This window comes from Rhodopirellula europaea 6C (assembly GCF_000338295.1).
Lineage (GTDB): Bacteria > Planctomycetota > Planctomycetia > Pirellulales > Pirellulaceae > Rhodopirellula > Rhodopirellula europaea.
This window is the reverse complement of the sequence record NZ_ANMO01000185.1, coordinates 1-21,223: the sequence shown is the minus strand read 5'-3', so window position 1 is coordinate 21,223 and position 21,223 is coordinate 1. Positions and strand designations below refer to the sequence as shown.

The 21,223-nt window shown below is 55.2% G+C and carries 18 protein-coding genes; 11 read left to right on the top strand and 7 right to left on the bottom strand.

Going from position 1 to position 21,223, the window contains the following annotated elements; genetic code table 11:
- Positions 1-302: 302 nt before the first annotated feature.
- From RE6C_RS19155 to fliO, 6 genes are read left to right on the top strand one after another with little or no spacing between them, the layout of a single operon-like run.
- Complete coding sequence (locus tag RE6C_RS19155; RefSeq protein ID WP_007326457.1) at positions 303-548, top strand: flagellar FlbD family protein; 246 nt, start codon at positions 303-305, stop codon at positions 546-548.
- An 18-nt stretch (positions 549-566) separates the two neighbouring features.
- Positions 567-1,328 carry a motility protein A gene (locus tag RE6C_RS19150; protein ID WP_007326458.1) on the top strand — a complete coding sequence of 254 codons (762 nt, stop codon included), beginning with the start codon at positions 567-569 and terminating at the stop codon, positions 1,326-1,328.
- Entirely contained in the window at positions 1,328-2,083 is a 756-nt protein-coding gene (locus RE6C_RS19145; protein ID WP_008659182.1) for an OmpA/MotB family protein, read from the top strand. The genes RE6C_RS19150 and RE6C_RS19145 overlap by 1 nt, the downstream gene beginning before the upstream one ends.
- Before the next feature lie 9 nt (positions 2,084-2,092).
- Positions 2,093-2,650 carry a hypothetical protein gene (locus RE6C_RS19140; protein WP_008659181.1) on the top strand — a complete coding sequence of 186 codons (558 nt, stop codon included), beginning with the start codon at positions 2,093-2,095 and terminating at the stop codon, positions 2,648-2,650.
- A gap of 16 nt (positions 2,651-2,666) precedes the next feature.
- Positions 2,667-3,092 (top strand): flagellar motor switch protein FliN, encoded by a 426-nt coding sequence (gene fliN / locus RE6C_RS19135; RefSeq protein WP_007326461.1) that lies wholly within the window; start codon positions 2,667-2,669, stop codon positions 3,090-3,092.
- Positions 3,089-3,790: a flagellar biosynthetic protein FliO gene (gene fliO / locus RE6C_RS19130; protein ID WP_039962605.1), complete on the top strand. Its 702-nt coding sequence runs from the start codon at positions 3,089-3,091 to the stop codon at positions 3,788-3,790. Before fliN ends, fliO begins: the two co-directional genes overlap by 4 nt.
- On the opposite strand, the gene RE6C_RS19125 is transcribed toward fliO, so the two are convergent.
- The 4 genes from RE6C_RS19125 to hpnC all read right to left on the bottom strand — a co-directional run bounded on the left by RE6C_RS19125 (position 3,759) and on the right by hpnC (position 9,791).
- A complete protein-coding gene (locus tag RE6C_RS19125) occupies positions 3,759-6,272 on the bottom strand; it encodes an FAD-dependent oxidoreductase (RefSeq protein ID WP_008659180.1) in 2,514 nt (837 codons plus the stop codon). The two genes, fliO and RE6C_RS19125, sit on opposite strands and share 32 nt — an antisense overlap.
- An 86-nt stretch (positions 6,273-6,358) precedes the next feature.
- Positions 6,359-7,810, bottom strand: a complete 1,452-nt coding sequence (hpnE, locus tag RE6C_RS19120) for a hydroxysqualene dehydroxylase HpnE (protein WP_008659178.1) — start codon at positions 7,808-7,810, stop codon at positions 6,359-6,361.
- Positions 7,807-8,823, bottom strand: a complete 1,017-nt coding sequence (locus RE6C_RS19115; RefSeq protein WP_039962603.1) for a phytoene/squalene synthase family protein — start codon at positions 8,821-8,823, stop codon at positions 7,807-7,809. The genes hpnE and RE6C_RS19115 overlap by 4 nt, the downstream gene beginning before the upstream one ends.
- Positions 8,823-9,791 carry a squalene synthase HpnC gene (hpnC, locus tag RE6C_RS19110; protein ID WP_008659175.1) on the bottom strand — a complete coding sequence of 323 codons (969 nt, stop codon included), beginning with the start codon at positions 9,789-9,791 and terminating at the stop codon, positions 8,823-8,825. Before hpnC ends, RE6C_RS19115 begins: the two co-directional genes overlap by 1 nt.
- Before the next feature lie 241 nt (positions 9,792-10,032).
- Here hpnC and ispH point away from each other — a divergent pair, with 241 nt between their 5' ends.
- The gene (gene ispH / locus RE6C_RS19105) at positions 10,033-10,983 is read left to right on the top strand and encodes a 4-hydroxy-3-methylbut-2-enyl diphosphate reductase (RefSeq protein ID WP_039962600.1); all 951 of its coding nucleotides are present in this window, start codon (positions 10,033-10,035) and stop codon (positions 10,981-10,983) included.
- A gap of 68 nt (positions 10,984-11,051) precedes the next feature.
- Here ispH and RE6C_RS19100 read toward each other — a convergent pair whose 3' ends face one another.
- Together RE6C_RS19100 and glgX are read right to left on the bottom strand one after the other, a co-directional pair.
- Positions 11,052-14,117 (bottom strand): FG-GAP-like repeat-containing protein, encoded by a 3,066-nt coding sequence (locus tag RE6C_RS19100; protein ID WP_008659172.1) that lies wholly within the window; start codon positions 14,115-14,117, stop codon positions 11,052-11,054.
- A 187-nt stretch (positions 14,118-14,304) separates the two neighbouring features.
- Entirely contained in the window at positions 14,305-16,506 is a 2,202-nt protein-coding gene (gene glgX / locus RE6C_RS19095) for a glycogen debranching protein GlgX (protein WP_008659170.1), read from the bottom strand.
- A gap of 390 nt (positions 16,507-16,896) precedes the next feature.
- On the opposite strand from glgX, the gene RE6C_RS19090 reads away from it, so the two are divergent.
- Positions 16,897-17,346, top strand: coding sequence for a DUF805 domain-containing protein (locus tag RE6C_RS19090; RefSeq protein ID WP_008659168.1), 450 nt, complete (start codon positions 16,897-16,899; stop codon positions 17,344-17,346).
- A 119-nt stretch (positions 17,347-17,465) separates the two neighbouring features.
- Here the strand turns inward: RE6C_RS19090 and RE6C_RS19085 are convergent, their stop codons facing one another.
- The gene (locus RE6C_RS19085; RefSeq protein WP_039962613.1) at positions 17,466-18,458 is read right to left on the bottom strand and encodes a DUF1559 family PulG-like putative transporter; all 993 of its coding nucleotides are present in this window, start codon (positions 18,456-18,458) and stop codon (positions 17,466-17,468) included.
- A gap of 499 nt (positions 18,459-18,957) precedes the next feature.
- Here RE6C_RS19085 and rpmE point away from each other — a divergent pair, with 499 nt between their 5' ends.
- The 3 genes from rpmE to prmC are packed head-to-tail and all read left to right on the top strand — an operon-like array spanning position 18,958 to position 21,176.
- Positions 18,958-19,203: a 50S ribosomal protein L31 gene (rpmE, locus tag RE6C_RS19080; RefSeq protein WP_007328932.1), complete on the top strand. Its 246-nt coding sequence runs from the start codon at positions 18,958-18,960 to the stop codon at positions 19,201-19,203.
- The gene (gene prfA, locus RE6C_RS19075) at positions 19,200-20,282 is read left to right on the top strand and encodes a peptide chain release factor 1 (RefSeq protein ID WP_008659163.1); all 1,083 of its coding nucleotides are present in this window, start codon (positions 19,200-19,202) and stop codon (positions 20,280-20,282) included. The genes rpmE and prfA overlap by 4 nt, the downstream gene beginning before the upstream one ends.
- Positions 20,283-20,285: 3 nt before the next feature.
- The gene (gene prmC / locus RE6C_RS19070; protein ID WP_008659161.1) at positions 20,286-21,176 is read left to right on the top strand and encodes a peptide chain release factor N(5)-glutamine methyltransferase; all 891 of its coding nucleotides are present in this window, start codon (positions 20,286-20,288) and stop codon (positions 21,174-21,176) included.
- The last annotated feature ends 47 nt before the right edge of the window (positions 21,177-21,223 follow it).

The following is a 21,223-nucleotide window of genomic DNA, read 5'->3' as shown; positions in this document are numbered from 1 at the left end:
GCTTCCGAACGCCGCGAAAGTAGTTTGCTTTCGCGGCGTTTTTTCTGCGCTGGGCCAATGAAGAAACCAATTTGGCGATGCCTCCGTTGTCATTCTCAGAACTGCGAAGGGCGGAATGGATCGATTTTTCCGATTTCGCCGGCATGTTGCGGAAACACCTCAAGAATCAAGCAGTCGTTGTGGCTTGCCCACAAACGTGACCTACCTTTCAGCAGACCAATTTCGATTGTCAGCACGGTTTTCGGTCGGCGAGCACAATCGCCGGAGCGAACGGTCCACTGAAACCGCGGGGTACGCCAAACATGATCAAGCTCACTCGACTCGACGGCGAAGCCTTCGTCTTGAACGCCGAACTGATTCGATATGTCGAACGACGCGGCGACACGTTCGTCACGCTGACCAACGGCGAACGTCTGGCAGTCAAAGAAACGATGGACGAGGTCGTCGACCGATCCATCGCCTACCAACAACGCAAACATTTTTTGCCGCCGATGCCAGCCGTGCTTCAGTCAGCACCAACGGATTCCATCCCTCACACGACTTCCTAGTTCGAAGAAACCAATCCAATGGACATCGCCAGTCTGCTCGGTCTGATCTTCGCGATCGGCTTGATCCTCGTCTCCATCCTGCTTGGCAACGCACCCTTCTCGGCCTTCATCGACATCCCGTCGGGATTGGTGGTGGTTGGTGGTGCATTCGCGGCCGCCTTGATCTGCTTCCCAATGGGATCGATCCTGAAGAGCCCGATCATCGCATTGAAAGTGATCTTGAACAAAGGCGAAGATCGTCTGGCTTTGATCAAATCAATCGTCGAACTCGCGGAGATCGCTCGCCGCGATGGATTGCTGGCGTTGGAATCAAAGATCGGCGAGATCAATAACTCACTGGTGAAGACCGGCCTGCAAATGGCAGTTGACGGAACGGCACCCGAGATCGTGGAAGAAGTTCTTCGCACCGAAGTCGCTGGAATGGCGATGCGTCACCGCGAAGGCAAATCCATCATGGATCAACTCGGGCGGTTCGCTCCGGCGTACGGGATGATCGGGACGCTGATGGGACTGATCATGATGCTCCAAGACATGTCCGATCCTTCGGGGATTGGAGCCGGTATGGCGGTCGCACTGATCACGACGCTTTACGGAGCCATCGTGGCCAACGTGTTCTTCAGCCCCTTCGCTGAAAAACTGGGACTGATGAGTCGCAACGAACAACTCAGCATGGAAATCGCCATCCGTGGCGTCATGGCCATTCAGTCTGGCGAAAGTCCACGAGCAATTGACCAGAAATTGCAGACCTATCTGCCAGCCAAACAAAGGGAACTGCAGTAATGGACGATGAACCAGAAGAAATCGGCATTCCCGAATGGGTTGTCACGTTCGGTGACATGATGAGTTTGCTTTTGACGTTCTTCATCATGTTGGTCTCGCTCAGTGAGATCAAAGAAGAAGAAACCTATCAAGCGCTCGTCGATTCGATGCAGCAACAGTTTGGCTACAAACGCACGCTCGATGCGTTGGCACCAGGCGATGCGAAACCGCGTTCGATGGAATTCTCCGTGCTCTCGACAACCGGTCGCGCTAAGAAAAAGGACACTGCCAGAGGTGGAGTGCCTGAAAAAGCCCCGATTGGTGAAGAGCACCACGTTCGTATCGTTCGACCGGGTCACATGACCGCGGTGGGCAGCGTTGTGTTCTTCGAAGTCGGAAGCGATCTGCTGACACCCGCCAGCCAACGCATTTTGGAACAAACGGCACAACAACTTCGTGGCAAACCGCAACGCATCGAAGTCCGCGGTCACGTTTCCGCGGAATTTGCCGCTCGTACCGTTGGAACCGACGAGGCAATGTTGCTGGCCATTCGTCGTGCCGCCGCCGTCAAACGCTACTTGGTTACAAAGCAAGGGATCGCCTCGGACCGCTTCCGAGTCTCCTCAGCCGAAGCAACCGAACCAATCACTCGCAACGCGACGATCACCAAATTCGGCAACGACTCGCGTGTCGAAGTGTTCCTGCTCGATGAAACAGTGGAGGACCCCAAAGGGACCTCTGATTCCGACTCCAACGACCAAAGTCCTCAGGCTTAAGACAATCCGATGGCCGACGAAAACAAAACCGACGACAAACCTGAACTCGAAGATGCTCCGGTAAAACCTCGCAGCAACACCAGTCTGATCGTTCTATTCGTGGGAATGGTGGTCGTCCTCGAAACAGGAATGTTCTTCTTCCTTGTCCCAAGTGCAGAACAGGTCAGCGCTCTCGCTGAAGCGGAACTGATCCAGTCGGTCCAAGAGGGTGCCGAAAAGGCTGAACAGGAACAATCCGATGAAAACCAAGAAATTGAATTTGATTTGGGTGCGTTCGGTGAGACCTTCAGCCCCATCGAAACCGAACGGTCTTTCCAAGTGGAATTGAAGCTTTACGGGCTGATTCGCAAGAAAAACCGCGAAAAAATGGAAAAAGAGTTCGAAGCCAAAAACGGCCGTCTTCGCCACGCAATCCGAATGAAGATCCGAAACAGCGAACTGAACGAGCTCACCGAAAACCAATTGGGCTTGCTACAGCGTCGAATTTTGACGACATGTAACCATCTACTGGACGAAGATCTACTGCTGGGTGTCGGGTTTCACGATTTCCAGCTAAGAGAGGAGTGACACGGAGTGCACGATCGTGAGCGAGACGGAAAACCAAACGGAATCCAGCGAACAACTCAATACGGATGATATTGAGGCGTTGCTGAATGAAGCGTCACAGTCCCTTGCCGCCGCAACCGGCGACAAGGAATCCACCGAACGCGATGTGCCGCGACCGTTCGCTCTTGGCGATCTCTCGCCTAACTCACTTGGTGAAGCCGCCCACGATGTCGACCTCCTCGGCGAAGTCGAAATGGATCTTCGCATCGAATTGGGACGCACGCAAATGCGACTCGAGGAAGTCTTGCGTCTACGTGCCGGCAGCGTCGTTGCTCTCGACAAGCTAGCCGGTGACCCAGTCGACATTTACGTCAACGGCCGGTTGATCGCCCGCGGCGAAGTCTTGGTAATGAACGACAATTTCTGCGTGCGAGTGACTGAATTGGTTGGAGCGTCCTCATGATCCGTTTCATCACCGGTACGAATCGACATCTGTGGTTGGCTTTGATAACGATTGTTTGCTTTGGCGAAACCGCCGTCGCGGATCAGACCTACCTCAGCGACACGCTTCCTACGCACAACGCTTCACCGGAACCACCCAAAGTCGTCGGGCGTGGTTTCCCCGCTCTCTCAATGCGTGCGGAGGAACAAGAATCCTCCGCCTACCAATTGCCATCCGATAGTCCAACATCCGGACTCGAACTCAACCCGGACGGTGAATCTTCGCGTTCGAAAACCATCGCTCCGTTGGTCACGGTTGGATCGAGCCTCGCAATCGTACTCGCGTTGTTCTGTGGATTGGTCTGGGTTAGCCGTCGGTTCGGTGGCGGTTCCGCCGCATCCAAACCGCTTTCGCCCGCCACACTCAGCCCTCTCGGGCACATCATGCTCGATCCACGAACCAAACTGCTGCTAGTCAAATGCGGCCGTCGGGTGCTCGTGCTCAGCCAAACGTCGACTGGTGTCACACCGATCTCAGAAGTCACCGATCCAGACGAAGTTCGCGAATTGATCGCAAGTTGTTCCGGCGAAGCTCGTGCCGTCTTTGAGCAAACGATGCGTCAAATCGAACGCGAACCAGTTGCGTCGGGATTCGTTGAACGGCCTGCCGCTTCCGAACCCGTCCCTTCTAAACCACGTCGACTGTTTGCTTCGGCGTAGAAACGCCAGCAAAACCGTCTCGCTCCGGAGCCGCTCGATCAATTGTCGCGTGCCGCAAGATCGCTCCCGCCATCGCCATCCCACTCAGAAAGGCACCTTCGACTCGCGGCCCACCACACCAATCACCACAGGCTCCCAATCCGGTGGTTCGGTCCCACAAACAATCGTGGTCCAGCGGCGACACAGGATTTGCGTATCGCCATCGATGAGCCTGGCTCTCGATCACTCGCTGAAAACGTCGCCCCGTCGCCTGCTCCAGTGCACCAAGCAATTCTTTCGCGACCCAATCAGCCGGCCGTTGCAGATGCTCCTGCGACCAATCCGTCGAGGCATGCAACACCCACGAACTGGCCGATTCGTCGGTTCGTTCGCGACCTGGCTTCGCGTCGTTGCGTGCAATCCATGACAGAGGACCTTCGTTGATAAAGGCGCCCACAAACCCAAGGTCAGACAAACCCTCGCCGCGAACCATCACGGACCAACACGGCAACATCTCTACCTGCTTGGCAGTGGCTTCCAAATCCGAGTGTCCTGCCAACAACGAGGCTGCTTGGGCAGGCGGGCAGTTCATAATCACGCAATCGAATTCACCGCTTTCAACACTCGTTGCTTGATCACTGGAGGAAGAACCACCAGCGTTCTCGACCTGCAGCTTCCAGCGTTCTCCGGCTTGGTTCAACGAAACAACGGTCGTTTGCAACTGAACATCGAGGTCGGCTGCCAAGTGCTTGCCAATCGCGTTCATTCCTGGCACCCCCACGTACCGGGGTGTTCCACACTTCTCTTCCACCACCTTCCCGCCCGGTTGCAGTTCTACAATCGGTTGAAGCCAGGGCTCAACCAACCCCTGTTGAATCCAACTCCTCACGTGTCTTGCAAATCGATCGTCGCGAACGGTGAAGTACTGGGCACCGTGGTCAAACCCGCCACCCGAATCGCTGCGTCGCGTCGCCATTCGCCCGCCAACACCGCGTGACTTTTCAAACACCCGCACGTCCAACCCGTGATCCTGCAGAGTGCGTGCGGCCATCAGCCCGCCCAACCCCGCTCCCACAATCGCGACTCGCGGCAAATTTGCTGCCATCGGACGGTTGATCCATTCGGCCACCTGAGCCTGATCAATGCGTTTGCTGTGCTCATCAGTGGGCCGTGAACGCACCTTTCCATAAATCGGTTGCTCAGGTTCCGAAGGACGATCGAACTGACCAAAGGACCACAGAATGCCGCTGTAGCTGACAGGGCTTCGTCCATCGATCGCATACCGATGATTCAAGTCAATGCACTGAGCGAGTGCCTGAAAGGGTTGCGATGTCATTGCCAGAAAAGCTTTGCCCCAAGTCATCCGCAGATTGTGATGCAACTCGCCGTGTCTCAGCAAACTCTTCTGAGCCAAGTTCCACAACGATTGCGACGACTTCCCTCGTGCAAGTGTTTCCCAATCCAGAACTTCTTCACGAGGATCATCAGCATGTTTCTCAAGCGTCTCGCGTGCCCATTTCGGCAACACGGCCATGGTGTCGAGGTCTTCCACATGCTCCAGGCAAAATCGGAACACCATTTCACGCCATACGACCAGTTCGTCAACGTACTTTCTTGCACCCATCGCAGCGGCTTCCCGCGCGATGCGGAATGGACTGATCATCCCGTAGTGTAAGTAACCACTCAGGCGGCTGACACCAAGCGGATCGTCGGGATGGTTGCGTTGCCGGGAGTACTGGCTCAAAGATTTTTCTCGAAAGCGATCCCAGCGAGCGTACCCAGCCCGCGTCCCACCGGGCGTATCGGTGACCGGGCCGACCGAATGATCAATCTTGCACTGGCTGATCAAGTCAGCAAAGTCCACGTCCTGCAAATCGATCGGGGCAAACCCCAACGGTTCGGTGAACTTGGATGGCACCAGGTTGGCGGGCAATTCTTCATAAGAGCGAGTCAGTCGGCTCTCAAGCTCATTTTGAATCAACCTTCGAAACTCAAAAGCTCGCGTTGGAACGCTGTCGATCAATTGAGACGGCACAACGCAGCTCGTGTCGACCAACATGATCGGAGTTGTCACCAAACTGCGCAAACGCTCAACCCAACATGATATTGGTGCAACGGGCATTTCCTCACTGACTAACACGGCAGCCCGGCGGCACAAGTCCCTCAGGTGTGGACCACGATGCCCGTGGCGTTCCAGATGAAACGCGTAGGAAACTCCTCGAGCGTGCAATTCTCGCTGGACGTCACGCGCCCCTTGCATGATGTACGCGTGATGTCTGTCTGATGCGTAGGGATATTTTTCGGACAACCCGTGATAAACCAACAGTGGCAATCCGGTTTTGTGTGCCATCCAGATCGCAGCATCCAAAGCCGGATTCTCGTGCCCCCGCACGGCGTTGTGCATCCAGTAAAGCACCATCTCACCCGGTGGGTGATCGGTTTCATTGGGTGCAACCACCCAACGCCGGCGCTCAGCCAAAGATGCGGGGATCATTTGATCCACAATGGTTTACTCCAAAAAAATTAGTTGGTCGGTTCAATAGGGTAGACGCACGGCAAACAAAGTCACTCAGCGTCCAATCACGCTGGCTACCGGATCATTCGGCGGGCCAGCCAACCCCGCTCCAATTCTCTCGGAATACTCAGCTCCTCAGCGACTTTCGCAATCGACGAGTCCAACACCGACTTAGCCGCCAATTGGCCGCTGATCGCCGCTCCTTCCATCGTCGCGGGCCAACCCGTCGCAATCGCATCTCCGGCCAAATGAAGGCTTGGACATGACGTCTTCGATGCGGGCCGCCGAACTTGCGTCTCTGGACTAACCGAAAAAACGGCATGTGGATCGGTCACCACACGACTCTTCAAAACTTTTGGCGTTCCCGCTTCCGGAAACGCCTCAGACAGTTCTCGTACCACTTCGGAAACCAGTTTGTCTTTCGGCCAATCGCTGCCGGCATGTCGACCGCTGATCACAATTTGATGATAGACACCTTCTGTGGGCGACGCGTCTTCGGTTGTTTTGATTGGGTCCTGAAAGAACCACTGAGCCAGGGTTCCCACCATCACCACATGAGGCATGGAAGTCAACGAACGGTCAAGCCAAAGATGCACCCCGGTGATCGGCGAAGACGCGAATGCGGTCGCTGGACCAGTGCGATCGGAACGTCCCTCTGTCGGTTGATCTCCCCAAAACTCTGGAAACCACCGGCGACTGACTCGCCACGGCGTTGCCACGATCACATGTTCAGCGACGACGGGTTCGGCACCGGAGCGTTCGATGCTCCAGTAGTTGGATTCGGCATTCCAGTTCAATTGACGAACAGCATGCCCCAGTTCAAAAACAATCCCACGTTGAGCCAATGATATTCGAAATTCATTGCCAAAAATTTCAGACAAAGGACGCCGTGGCACCCAGACATCACTGGCGTGCCTCGCACCGGCGAATCCGTCAATCATGACTTTTCTGGCAGCAGCCATAGAGACGCGTTTTGGACGGTCTCCCAACGCGCTGACCAAAATCACGTCCCAAAATCTTTCGAGCGTCTCTTCGGACTGCCCATTGGATCGCAACCACACCAAAGCGGTAACGTCAATCAAATTGGACTCGGACGTTCTCATCAAACGCCACAAGGCAGCCCGAATTTCGCGTTGATTTTTCTTCGTCAAATGCTTCAACGACGATAGCGCCGACGAAAGATGCAACGGCGGGGGCAACCAACGGCTTGGACGGAAACGGCTGAAGCCGTGTTCCGGATGATAAAACGTTAGCTCGTCGTAGCACTGAAAGTGATGCAGCAGATTCATCCGCTCGAGCAAATCCAACAGCGTCGTGCAGCAACCCATCGCAACGTGCTGACAGTAGTCCACCGTTTGACCAGAACTTGACTCAACGAACGATCCCGCTCTCCCTCCCGTTTCACGTCGCGATTCCGCCACCACGACCTGCAATTCACCGCGGCGAAAAATACCGGACCGCGAAAGTGCTTCGGCCGCGGATAGTCCAGCAATTCCTCCTCCGACAATGACAACACGACACGTCATACCGGTTCGTCACCACGAGTCGAAGTCGAAATTGCGTCTTTAACCGCCATTAACTCCAATGGTGGCACGGGCAAACCTCGGTACAAAGGTCCTACAAAATGATGAGACACAATGCCGATTCGATCCCACATTCCGAGCGAAACACGGCGTGAAACCACCGCATCCGGATCGTCAATAATTCGCTGCAAAAGTTTCCGATACGTTCGCCACATCATGCTGAACATTGGGCGACCATCATCGTGCAAAGAATCCCAAACACGCCATCCCGACCCGAACAACTCCGCCGCGCGACGGGTTTCGTCCAGCAACAAACACCGCAGTCTCGCGTCTTTCCTCGGGTTCAACAGGTCATCTTCCTCTAAACCATGTTGCTCGTAGTGCTGGCGTGGAAGATAGATCCGGCCGCGAGCAGCATCTTCACTGACATCTCGCAGAATGTTGGTCAACTGAAATGCCAAACCACAATCCACGGCGGCCTGCATCGGCAACGGCGAACGGAAGCCCCAAATATGCAGACACGCGATCCCGACCGCCGAGGCGACCAGGTAACAATAGTGCTCAAGCTGCTCGAACGTATCGAACCGATTCTTCTGCTGGTCCGCCATCACACCATCGACGATCTCCAGCAAATAGCGAGACGGAATTTGGTAACGATCTGCCGCATGTCGCAGTGCTGGCATGATCTCCGTGGCGTGTCGAACCAGATCGACTGACGAAGTAGATGACATGTCCTCAACACCATCTGCCAATCGAATCGGCTGGCTGCCTTCTCCAATCAAATTCATCGCGGTGGTTTGTCGCCACCACTGCAGCCATCTCCTTCGTAAAGCAAGCGGTTCGTCGCAGTCTCCTAAGTCATCGGTCACACGTGCGAAAGCATACAAAGCGGACATCGCATCCCGCTTCGCCCGTGGCAACAACCAAAACGATCGGTAAAAGCTGCTCCCCGAGCGACGAGAGATTCGTCGCACCGCTGCGTAGCTGGATATCAGTTGTTTGCGATCAGATGTCATCACGATGTTCCCCCACCGACACGTCCTGACCAACACCGTTGCCACATCGCTCGACCGAGCAATCGCAATTGCGTCGAACGACGAACAACCGGCCGAACTCGCAAGACATCAAAATCAATTGCCTCGATCGCGTCGACGGTTGCCAGACCGCCCTCAACGAAAAGCTTCAAGTCCGCACTCAGCCAACCCGGGACCTGATCCACCAAAGGCATCCCTCGGTGAAAGCGTTCTTGCGTTCGCTTGCACAAAAACTTAATCGCAACACGAACTTCCTCTGGAGTGGTCTTCCCCGAATCCAATCCCCGGCGGATGGTTTCGTCTTCGAATCCAAACCGATGCATGATCGACTCAGGGATATACACCCGACCGATCAGCCGGTCCCGCGAAACATCTTGCCAGAAATTCACCAACTGCAGCGCCGTGCAAATTTCGTCTGACAACAACACGTTTTCATCGCTATCCGCATCCGCGAGTCGTAGAATCATTCGCCCGACCGGATTGGCCGACCGGCGACAATAATCAAGCAATTGCTCTTCGTCGCGGTAACGCACGATCGATTGATCTTGGACGAAAGCGTCCAAGAGATCATCCAGCAGCTGTCGCGGAATCGAGTAACGGCGCACCGTGTCCGCCAACGCCACAAAGATGCCGGCAATTTGTCCATCTTGTCGTTCGTCGGAATACATCGCCGCAACCGCCCGTCGATACTCAGCCAACGCGAAAACGGCTTTTTCTGGCGTGCCCGACTCATCGGCAAGATCGTCCGCCGTGCGGCAAAAGGCATATAAATCGTAGAAAGGCTGCCGAATGGCCCGCGGTAGCAAACAGGTCGCCACCAGAAAATTCTCCCGACTCGCTTTCGCGATCGCCCGACATTCGGCCCGCGAATCCGCTAAACCATCCCGGAAACATCCGCGTCCGTCTTCGCCGTGGATGATGAAGGTGCGATTTCCATCCGAAAGCCCCACCTCGGTGTGTCGCGACTCCGAGCGATCTGATTCTGCGCAACCTGATCCTCGATTGGGCTCATCCGTGCGGTCGAAGGCAGTGGCTGGGGGCAACGAGGTACCTGATTGAAGTCAACAAAAGTTGGGCCGTTGGACGTTTTGGGGCTTCTGCGGTTATTCTAGCGGATGACCAACTCCTCAAGAACAAACCCGCTGAGCGATCGCGTCTTGACGCCGTCAGCGACCTCAAAAATTGACACCCATGAAAATCATTTTGGCGGCTCCCCGAGGTTTCTGTGCCGGGGTTAACATGGCAATTGATTCGCTGGACCTGACACTGAAAAAATTTGGTCCACCGATCTACGTTTATCACGAGATCGTCCACAACCAGTTCGTGGTCAAGACTTTTCGCGAAAAAGGGGCTGTCTTTGTCGATACGATCGACGAAGTCCCCGAAGGCGGCGTGTTGCTGTTCTCTGCGCACGGCGTGTCGCCGGAGGTTCGAAAGGCTGCCCAAGCTCGCAAGTTGCATGCACTCGATGCTACCTGTCCATTGGTTACCAAAGTGCACTTGGAGGCGATCAAGTATGCCAAAGCCGGGTACACAATCATCTTGATCGGACACGAAGGTCACGATGAAGTGCTCGGCACGATGGGCGAAGCACCCGAAGCGATCGTGTTGGTCGAAGATGAATCCGACGTCGATCGATTGGAATTCGCACCAGGCACTCAACTGGCCTACCTCACCCAAACAACCCTGTCGGTCGATGATGCCGGACGTGTCATCCGACGACTTCGCGAACGGTTCCCTGAAATTCATTCGCCGCCGAAAGACGACATCTGTTACGCGACCCAAAACCGGCAGGAAGCCGTCAAACTGCTCCGCGAAGATGCCGACATCATCGTTGTCCTCGGCAGCCAAAACAGCAGCAACAGTCAACGACTTCGCGAACTGGCGGCTGAACAAGGCAAACGTGCGATGCTGGTCGATGGACCACAAGACCTCGCGGTCGATCAGTTTTCTGACGACGACCGAGTGCTAATCACCGCTGGTGCAAGTGCTCCCGAATCGGTGGTTCAGGCGACCATCGATTGGCTGAAAGAAAACTTCGATGCATCAGTGGACACACAAGTCGTCCGAGAAGAAGACGTGCAATTCCCATTGCCCAAAGCCTTGCGAGCTTTCGCGGCTGAACAAGCCGCGGCAAAATGAGTGCCTGAATCAATGGCAGAGGCTCAAGCCCAGCTCAACGAGCGAAACAGAAGCCGCTGAATTCTCTGTCACCGATCTTCGAACGGTTCTTCCAATCCCTCAACGATGCCAATGCGTTGATTGACATTGATGGGCTTGCTCTCGATAGCTTCCCATCGCTGAACTTCTCCGCTTGGCCACTGCACGGTGATGGAATCCAACGTGGCAACGTCACCTAAGCCAAGATGCAAGATCGCTTCGTTGCGACAAGCGTAGCCATCACCCGCCGTGACCGCACTTGTCCAAACCCGGTCACCCGCGGTCAACTCGACGCGAGCCCCGATGGCATCCCGCTCGGATCGGGTACCGATCAGTCGCAACTGGACGTAGTTGCCAACGGCCTCCGTTTCGTTTCGCAAGAGTTCTGCTGCGGAATCCGCGTACGTCACCGCCGCGTCCAGACGCCCATCGCGATCAAAGTCGCACGTCGCCACACCACGACCAAGACGTTCACGCCCCCATTCGCCATCAGGATCGTCCATTTTCGCGAGCTCAAAACGGTTGCCTTGATTGACCAACAATTGCGTCTTCATCCCAAAGGGTGTCCCACGTTCAGTCAAATCCTCGACGTGCCCATTGGCGACCAACAAATCAATCCAGCCGTTGTTGTCGTAGTCCAAGGCCTGCACGCCAAATCCTGTTGTGCGTGACGTCAATTGATCGATTCCAAACGCGACTGCACGATCAGCAAACATGCCCACACTGGTTTGGCAAAAATGGTTGGCCCATTCGTCGTAGAAATTGCTGACGTGCAAATCCAGTTTCTGATCACCATTGAAGTCCGCCATCGCGATGCCCATGCAAGCGTTTTTGTCTCCACCAGGTCCAACGGCGACGCCTCGTATCGCGGCTTGGTTTTGCCACCATTGCTCTCCGTTTGCCTCGCCAGAATGAAACCAAAGATGGTTGGCTCGTTGATCATTCGCGACAAAAATTTCATTGCCCGGCTTCTGATCGATGTCGGCAATCATCACCCCCATGCCGGTGCTGCGAGCTTGTTCTGAATCACCCAATGATTGTCGCCGTCCGGCACCCTTTCCGCCTGAAACAAACACCTCGCTCAACGCCGGTTGGAAATGCAATGGACCGGGCAACTTCACCGGTGTCCCATCCGGGTTTCTTTCGATTGGCTTCCGAACCGCAGGATCATCGACGTAATTGATCTCGACAATATCTGGCAGATTGTCACCGGTCACATCAGCGATGGCCGCGGAAAGGGTGAACGATTCTGAAGAAACCGATTCAGTTTCGCTCAATTCCGAGAGCAGGTGTTTTTCAAACGTCCCGTCTGCTTGGTTGATCAGCAATGCGTTTTCACCAAAGTTGGCAAGCAAGAGATCCGGCCAACCATCTTGATTCCAATCGCCAGCGGTCACCCCGTGCCCATATCCGCGATCGCCGCTCATCGACGCATCGACGATGTCAGTGAACATCCCATCCAGATGACGATACAAGGCATTGGCCTTCACGCCCGCACGCTTGGTTGCCTCGCCAGAAGCTTGGTTAAAATACAAATCAACTCGTCCATCGGCATCAAAGTCCAAACAAGCTACTCCGCCACCCAACGGCTCGTGCAATCGAAATTCCGACTCGACGGGATCAACCGCGTTGAACCATTGAAAATGGATGCCCATCTCCGATGCCACATTCACCAAACGAGCTTGGGTCGACTCGACTCTGGTTGGCGATTCGCTGCCGGCCGGAGTTTCGCTGCGAGATCGCTTGGCCAGTGCTTCCATCCAAACGGAACTTTGGTCTGCAAATTGTTTGGGCTCCAATCCCACCAACAAAACTTGCTCGTCGATCCCTTTGGGGTGTTTCGCGAACGTTTCCTGCGTTGTTCGTCTGAGGGTGCTCCAGTCCTTTATCGGATGCATGGATGCCAAAAGCGTTTTCCAACCCAGCGATTCTCCGAGACAACCTTGCTTCCAAAGCATGTCTGCCAAACGGTCGAACATCTCCGCTTGTTCCTGTCGAGACATCGGGTTGGATTGTGCATTCCAGAGTTGATTCGCGAGCCACTGCGTCTCGTCCAACTGCAGCAATCGCTCGTCAAGTCGTTCGCGAGCATCCTCGAGCGTACGTTGCTTCGCGGAATTAGCCCCCGCTTCTGCGCCCAAAACATCCAATGCGGCGGAAAGGCTATCCCATGCCACTTGGCTGTGCGGTTCGCGACGGATCGCTTCCAAGAAACAGCGAGCGGCGAAGTCATTGCGGCGATCAAAATCTGCTTGCGTCACTTCCGTTTGCGATGAGAGCACGCCATCGCGCAGTGCGGTGCCCCACGCCAACCAATAGGCCGGGTAACGACGAAGCCGTTTGACGTTGGCCTCAATCGCCCAATCAATCCAAGAAGATTCTTGCTGGGCCGATGCATACAACCAACCAAGCATTGCAACGGCAGCCGGATCATCGCGTTTGACTTCCGCACTGTTCGCCAACACCTCGATGGCTTCCTGCAAATCGCCACGACTGCGCAGCGCGGCGACAACGCTCAGCACTCCCTTGCGATCCACGGCGTCTTGGTCGGCGATATCCGGCTTGGATTCGAAATTGACCTGAGGCCGATGCGGATAGATCAACCCGATCAATTCAGGAGGACTCAGAACAACGCGTCCCGCGAGCAATCGATATTGCTCGTTCGCGTCAAACCGATAGCCACGTTGAGCCAGCAGCCCGGCATAGTCCCTGCGCAACTCGACATTCTGAGGATGAGCTTGAATCAACTCCCGCAAACGCCTCATCGCTTCGCTCGCATCGCCCGCTTCAAAAGCCAAGCTGGCGGCCTGCGACGCGAGTGCAATCTCGTCAGATGGTTTGGTTGCGATCAATTCATCCAATAGCTTGATCGCTTCCGACAGTCGGCCATCCCGAACCTGCTGTGCAATCTGTTCCCGTAGGCTCAATGGTTGGCTGACGGTGGATTTCGACTCATCATCTGAAACGAACGAATTGGCCGGTGTAGAAGGCTTGCAGCCGATCCAACAGCAAAGACACAACAGCGCCAAGCACCCACCGCCACAGCGACGATCAAGCGTCGTCGGTCGCGAGAAAGTCGCCTTGGCAAAGTTCGTCAAAAGTATCAATGGCTGCATGCCTCGATCATAGCCGAACGGCCACAAACGAAGCGATCCGCGACGGGTTTTCTCCCGCCGCGGATCACTGAGAAGCTTGAGATAAGCATCGAAGAGAAGTGGGGCCGACTGGCGGCCAATCCTCCAACCTTCCCGGCACTGAACCGCGGAAGGTGGATTCAAATTTCATCCTGCGTCCTTGAACGGACTACTTGGGTGCCGCGTTGCAGACATAAATCCGCATCGAATGACGGCCGACTTCGACGATTCGATTGTTCGGAGGCATCGGACCATCGACATCCGGGTAGATGTCTTCTGGTGGTGCTGCGGCGGTATCGACGAACAGATTCCACTGGGTTCCCCGAGCAATTGCCGGGAAGTGGAATTCGCGGTGATCACCGGTACTGTTGAACATCAAAATCACGTCTCGTCCCAGACCCTCCGGATCATCGATCCGGCTCGGGGCGGCAATGTACGCTGCCATCGCCAACTCACCTTGATCCCAATTCAATGGCTCACCCGACGGCCCATACCAAGACACGTCCGGCACCTTGCGTCCATCAACCGGTTGCCCGGTCAAGTATTCACGGCGACGAATCGTTGGCTGGTTCTTACGGAACTCAATCAACGCACTGACGAAACGAACCAAGTCAGCGTTCTTTTCGACCAGTCGCCAATCAAACCACGAGATATCGGTATCTTGGCAATACGCGTTGTTGTTGCCCTTCTGCGTTCGGCGGGCTTCGTCACCACTGACGATCATTGGCACGCCTTGGCTGGTCAACAACGTCGCCAACATGTTGCGAACTTGCTGGCTGCGAATCGTGCTGATCGCCTTCTTTCGCGTCGGGCCTTCCACACCATAGTTGTCACTGATGTTGTGGTTGTCACCGTCGTTGTTGTCTTCGCCGTTGGCTTCGTTGTGCTTCTCTTTGTATGAAACCAAATCGTTCATGGTGAAACCATCGTGTGTGGTCACCAAGTTCACGCTACAAGACGGCGGACGCCCTGCGTGTTGATACAAATCGCTGCTGCCCGCCAATCGAGTCGCCAGGGGACCAAGCGTTCCAGCATCACCACGCCAGAAACCTCGCACATCGTCGCGGTATCGACCGTTCCATTCCGCCCAGCGGTGGTTGCCAAAGCTACCGACTTGGTAGGCTCCCGCGGCGTCCCATGCTTCAGCGATGATTTTGGTGTCGGCCAGCATTGGATCTTCGGCGATCAGCTCCACCATTGGCGGATTGGGAATCAAGTTCCCGCTCCTATCGCGGCTCAAAATACTGGCGAGGTCGAACCGGAAGCCATCGATGTGATAGTTGTGAACCCAGTGTCGCAAGCAATGGAAAATCATCTCGCGAACGACAGGGTGATTCCCATTGATCGTGTTGCCGCAACCGCTGTAGTTGCAGTAATGCTGGCCTTCCGAAAGGATGTAATAGACTTGGTTTTCAAGTCCCTTGAACGACAGCGTTGGTCCTTGTTCGTTGCCTTCGCAGGTGTGGTTGAACACCACGTCGAGAATGACTTCGATCCCTGCGGAGTGCAGAGCTTTGACCATTTGTTTGAACTCGTTGACCTGAGCACCAGGAGCCGAGTCGTGTGCGTAACCGCGGTGAGGCGCGAAGAACGCCATCGGGTCATATCCCCAGTAGTTCGGCCGCGAAAGTTTTTTGCCCTGTGGGTCCCTGATGGGGAACTCGTGCACAGGCATCAACTCAACCGAAGTGACGCCCAATGATTTTAGGTACGGGATCTTTTCAATCACGCCGAGATAACTGCCAGGAGCTTTGACCTTGGCGGTCTTGCTCTTGGTGAAACCCCGAACGTGCATTTCATAAATGATCGATTCGCTGACGTCACGACGAACGTGACGATCACCTTCCCAATCAAATGTCCCATCGACGACCACGCACTTCGGCGGACGCACAACGCCATCAGTTTGCTTTTGGTAGGTGCCCGCCAATGCCTGAGCATACGGGTCGATCAACCGAGCCGTGGAATCGAACCGGTGACCGTTTTCAGGTTCCCAGGGCCCGCTGGCTTGGAAGTGATAAAGTTGACCTGCTTCGAGGCCCGGTACGTGCAAGCTCCATACATCACCCCAACGGTCGGTTCCCCGATCGAAGTCGATGACTTGGGCTGGTTCGCGATCGGTCACCTTGTTGTACAGCAACAACCGCATTTCGGTTGCGGAACGGCTGAAGACCGAGAACTGCACTCCCTTCTCCGTGAGCGTCGCTCCGAATGGCGGGGAGTAGGCGAACTGAAGATCGGGGCACGGTTGTCGCATCAGCATGTAGAGATCGCTCCTTGAGTCGCTGGCCTGATTCGGCTGTCGTGGTCCTTCGAGACCATCGTGTGCTCGGCGAAGTTCGCTGAACCCACTTGTGACGAACCGGTCAGGCATTTTCCAGTTGTCCGCTCAACCCTAGCACTCGATCACGAATCGGCAGGCGAAACCCACCACCACGGATCAAATCTGACCTTGGACGAAACTCCCTGCATCAAACGAATCGATCGATTCATCAAGGCAAGCTGTTCCGGCACCACTTATGATGCAGATCAGAACACTATTCCGGTCTCAGCCAAAAGACTTGACTGAATCTGACAACCTTTCATTTCAGTCGCTCTTAAACGTCTCCCAAAGAGGAAATTTGAAATCGTGTGACTGCACCATGATATCGTGCATTCAGGCGGCAGAGTTACAAACACGACCTCCCGCAGGCGGCCCTGTTATCGATCTCCCCTTGTGTACAAATACAGGTCCGGATTCCGCCCTGACACACTGGACAGATTCATGAACGAACAAAACCCGTACCAAACGACCATCGAAATTTCCGAAGACTCGCACGCCATCGCCGGCATGCGGTACGGTGGTATCGGCCGATTGGCTTTTGCACTCGGCTATTTTGGGATCACAGCGGTCCAGTGGATTCTCGCCTCAGTCGCTTACTCAATGACCGAGGCCGGGGTGGTTTCGGTTGAAGTCCCGCTGACACTGATTGCGGGAGTGGCCACGATTGCCCTGTCGTGGTACCGAATGATCAATCAAGGCAGCAGTGGATTCTGGGCCTTTGCGACGATCATTCCTCTGGTCAACCTGCTTGTCTTCCTGCGCTGCATGGTCTATCCGGAAGGCTATGCGGACACCAAAACACTCGACACCGCTGGCAAGGTCATCGGTCTGGTGCTGTTTATCGTGTTGCTGATCGCCGTCTTAATGGTTTTCCTTGCATTTTCCATGTGATGCCCGACGATTGGTTCAACTCTTCTCCGCCGGATGCACATGATCGTTTCAGGCGAGATGGTCCAGGCATTTTCGCCCTCCCTCTCTCTGACCAAGGGAAACGAATCCTTCCCCGACGATCAAGGAATCTGAATCACTTCGTGCCCTGCTCGTGTTGACATCGATTGCCAAAGTTCAAGTTCGACTGAATCGGTGATGAAGCGAACCGAACCATCCAGCAACGACACATGAACGCCACCCTGGTGATAACTTCGAGAAGTGACCGCGGCGTAGGTGCGAACACCTGCCGGAGGCGACTTGCCTTCTCGCATGTTCGTGAAGTCAATGTCGTATTCCACACCAGAGATCTCGCACAGAACTTTCTTGTTCGGTGAAAAGACGGTCGTGACACCGGCTTGGTGCACGCGGCCATCAATCCATTCTGTGTGCCCCGTTTCGGTTTTGAAATCGCCACCCAAAGCACAAATCTCGTCCGTGTCGATTGGCATCGTCATCGTTCCGGTGTGTTTCGCGTCACGAGCATACGGTGTCCAACCCTTGACTTCCGCCAAAGCCATTGTGTTGCTGGTCCCATCCAAGCAATCGCGAAAACCGAGGTAGCGACCGGGAACGAACATTCCATCGCCAACCTGATTCGTGGATTCATCCAGCACGAACCAAACACCTTCGTTGGTGGCGTAGTTCAGCTTGTAATACTGTGGACCGGACGATCCAAAGCGAGGGTTATCCCGCGGGTCGCTGGGGCACTGATAGGCAGGGACCCGAAAAGACGACGTGGGAACCTGGACGCCATCGATCGTCAAATAGGACTCGCCGTAATCCCGGCTGAAGTCGACTCCTTCCGACAAAGCGGCTTCCTCGAGAAACGGAAGGATGCGAGCCTGCATCGACCATCCCGATCCTTGACCAGGGTTCGTCCAAGCCGGCGGCAGCTTTTTGTAGGCCGACTCGTAGTTGTGAATGGCGAGAGAGACTTGTTTGAGATTGTTACCACAGCTCATCCGACGAGCGGCCTCGCGAGCGGCTTGAACGGCGGGCAGCAACAATCCGACCAGAACGCCAATGATGGCGATCACAACCAACAGTTCCACCAAAGTGAACCCAAACCGCATCGTTGCGGGGGGTGATTCATCGAGGGGGCGGTGATGAGCTTCGATGGTGCGAGCGAGCGCATGCAATTGTCCCGAAAACAGGTTTTCGTTGAAGAACAAGCATGGCTGGCGAGAATTCGCGGCCGATGAAAGGAGCAATCTGCCAAGCAATCGATCAACGAAACTTGAATTCGTTTGGCTTGTCAGAGACTCGGAGGCATCGTCGCGTTCTTCAATGGCTGGCTAGCTTTTGAAGGTGAACGGGGACTCTAATGCGATCGACTCGCATTATCAAACCCTTCGCGGCCAGAATACTCAAAACGCAGCCCCCTCTTTCGGCGTGCAATTGGCGACACCAACCGCACGAAGGGGATTTCGCCCGTGTTTGAGCCCCTCGCCCTTGAACATTTCACCTGGTTTAACGTAATATCTGGGATTCGACCGACAGCGAATTCACTTGACCGACGGTTCTGTCGAAAACCACCGTCGTAACACCCTCATTGGCTCGAGTTTGAACGTCATGCAAGACGGCATTCACCCCAACTACCAAGAAACGTCCGTCACCTGCGGTTGCGGCAACACTTTCACCACCCGCAGCACGCGTCCCGAGCTGAAAATCGACATTTGCAGCGAGTGCCACCCGTTCTACACCGGCAAACTGAAATACGTTGACACCGCCGGTCGTATCGACAAGTTCCAGAAGAAATTTGCTGCTGGTACCTACGGATCGTTGCAAAAGAAGAAGGCTAAGAAAGCCACCAAATGAGCGGATCTATCCGCGATATCCTCGAGGAAAAACTGGCGCGCTTCGAGAAACTCGAACGCGACATGTCCGACCCGGAAGTTCTCTCCGATGGTGCTCGCATGAGCGCGACGGCACGAGAACACGGCGGACTGAACCGCTTGGCCAATCAATACCGAACTTTCAAACGCCTGACGGATGAAATCCATCAGTGCGTGACGATGGTCGCTGATGCCGAGGATTCGGACGAACGTGAAATGGCAGAAGCCGAGATGGATACGCTTCGGAAGGAGCGCGAAACCATCTGGGAAGACCTGCTTTCGTTGACCGTTGGCGGCGAAGACTCTCACCGTACACGGTGCGTGATGGAAATCCGCGCCGGCACCGGTGGCGATGAAGCCGCGCTCTTCGCTCGCGATCTGTTCGAAATGTACACCCGCTACGCCGAAAAAGTGGGTTGGAAGACCGAACTGATGGATGCCAGCCCCACTGAAATGGGCGGCTTCAAAGATGTCACGTTGACCCTCGAAGGCGACAACGTCTTCCGTGACCTGCAGTACGAATCCGGCGGCCACCGCGTCCAACGTGTTCCCGAAACGGAAACGCAAGGTCGTGTGCACACCTCCGCCGCAACTGTCGCGGTGATGCCAGAACCCGAAGATGTCGAAATCGATCTGAAACCAGACGATTACCGCAAGGACTTCTTCGGTGCATCCGGCCCCGGTGGTCAGCACGTCAACAAAACCGACTCGGCCGTGCGACTGACTCACCACGAAACAGGCATCGTCGTGCAATGCCAGGACGAGAAAAGCCAACACAAGAACTTGGCCAAAGCCCTTCGGGTTTTGAAGGCTCGGATCTACGAAAAGAAACGCGAAGAAGAAGCGGCCAAGCAAGCCGAGGCTCGCAAGGGATTGATCGGTTCCGGCGACCGAAGCCAACGCATTCGAACCTACAACTTCCCGCAAAATCGGTTGACCGATCACCGCATCAACCTAACGATTTACAAACTCGATCAAATCATCGCGGGCGATCTCAATCCTGTTACCGAAGCGTTGATCGAATATGATCGCGATCAACTCCGCGGCGACATGATTGACTAATTTATGGCTGAAACCAGCAACGACACTCCGTGGACCGTCATGCGTCTGCTGGAATGGACCACGGACTTCTTCCGGAAAAAGGGCAGCGAGTCGCCGCGATTGGATGCGGAAATTCTGCTCGCCCATGCGCGTGGTTGTCAACGCATCGAACTCTACACCCAGTTCGACCAAGTTCCCGAAGAAGAACAACGCGTCGCCTTTCGCGAACTCGTCCGGCGACGCGGTGAAGGCGCCCCCGTCGCCCAACTGGTCGGCTATCGCGAATTTTATTCGATCTCAATTCGGGTCGACGAAAACGTCCTCGTACCTCGGCCCGAAACCGAACACTTGGTCATCGAAGCCATCGACCAAATCAAAGGTCGCATGTCTGACCGGCCGAACCCAACGGTGCTGGACATCGGAACCGGCAGCGGGGCGATCGCGGTTGCAATTGCCAAGTCACTGCCAAAGACGCAAGTCACCGCCGTCGACATCAGCTTGACCGCTCTCGACATCGCCAAGTGGAACGTCGAGAACCTCAAGCTCTCCGATCGAGTCACGTTGTTGCAAAGCGATCTGTACGATGGGCTGGAATCCGACCAAACCTTCGACGTGATCTGCAGCAACCCGCCCTACATCAGCCAATCCGAGTACGACGAACTGCCAACTACAGTCCGCGAATTCGAACCTCGCGGCGCGTTGTTGTCCGGTCCCGATGGAACCGAAATCATCGCCCGGTTGCTCACCGATTCGGTCGAGCGTTTGAACGATGGCGGCCAACTGATCATCGAACTCAGCCCCATGATCGCGGGTGCTTGCAAGACGCTGGCCGAGCAAAACGGTGGCTACAAAGAGATCCACCTGATCAAAGACCTCGCCGGTCACGAACGCATCCTCTCGATGCAAAAAGCCTGAACCGTTCCGCGCTGAGGCTCTCTAAACAAGTCGCCGACGGCAATCCA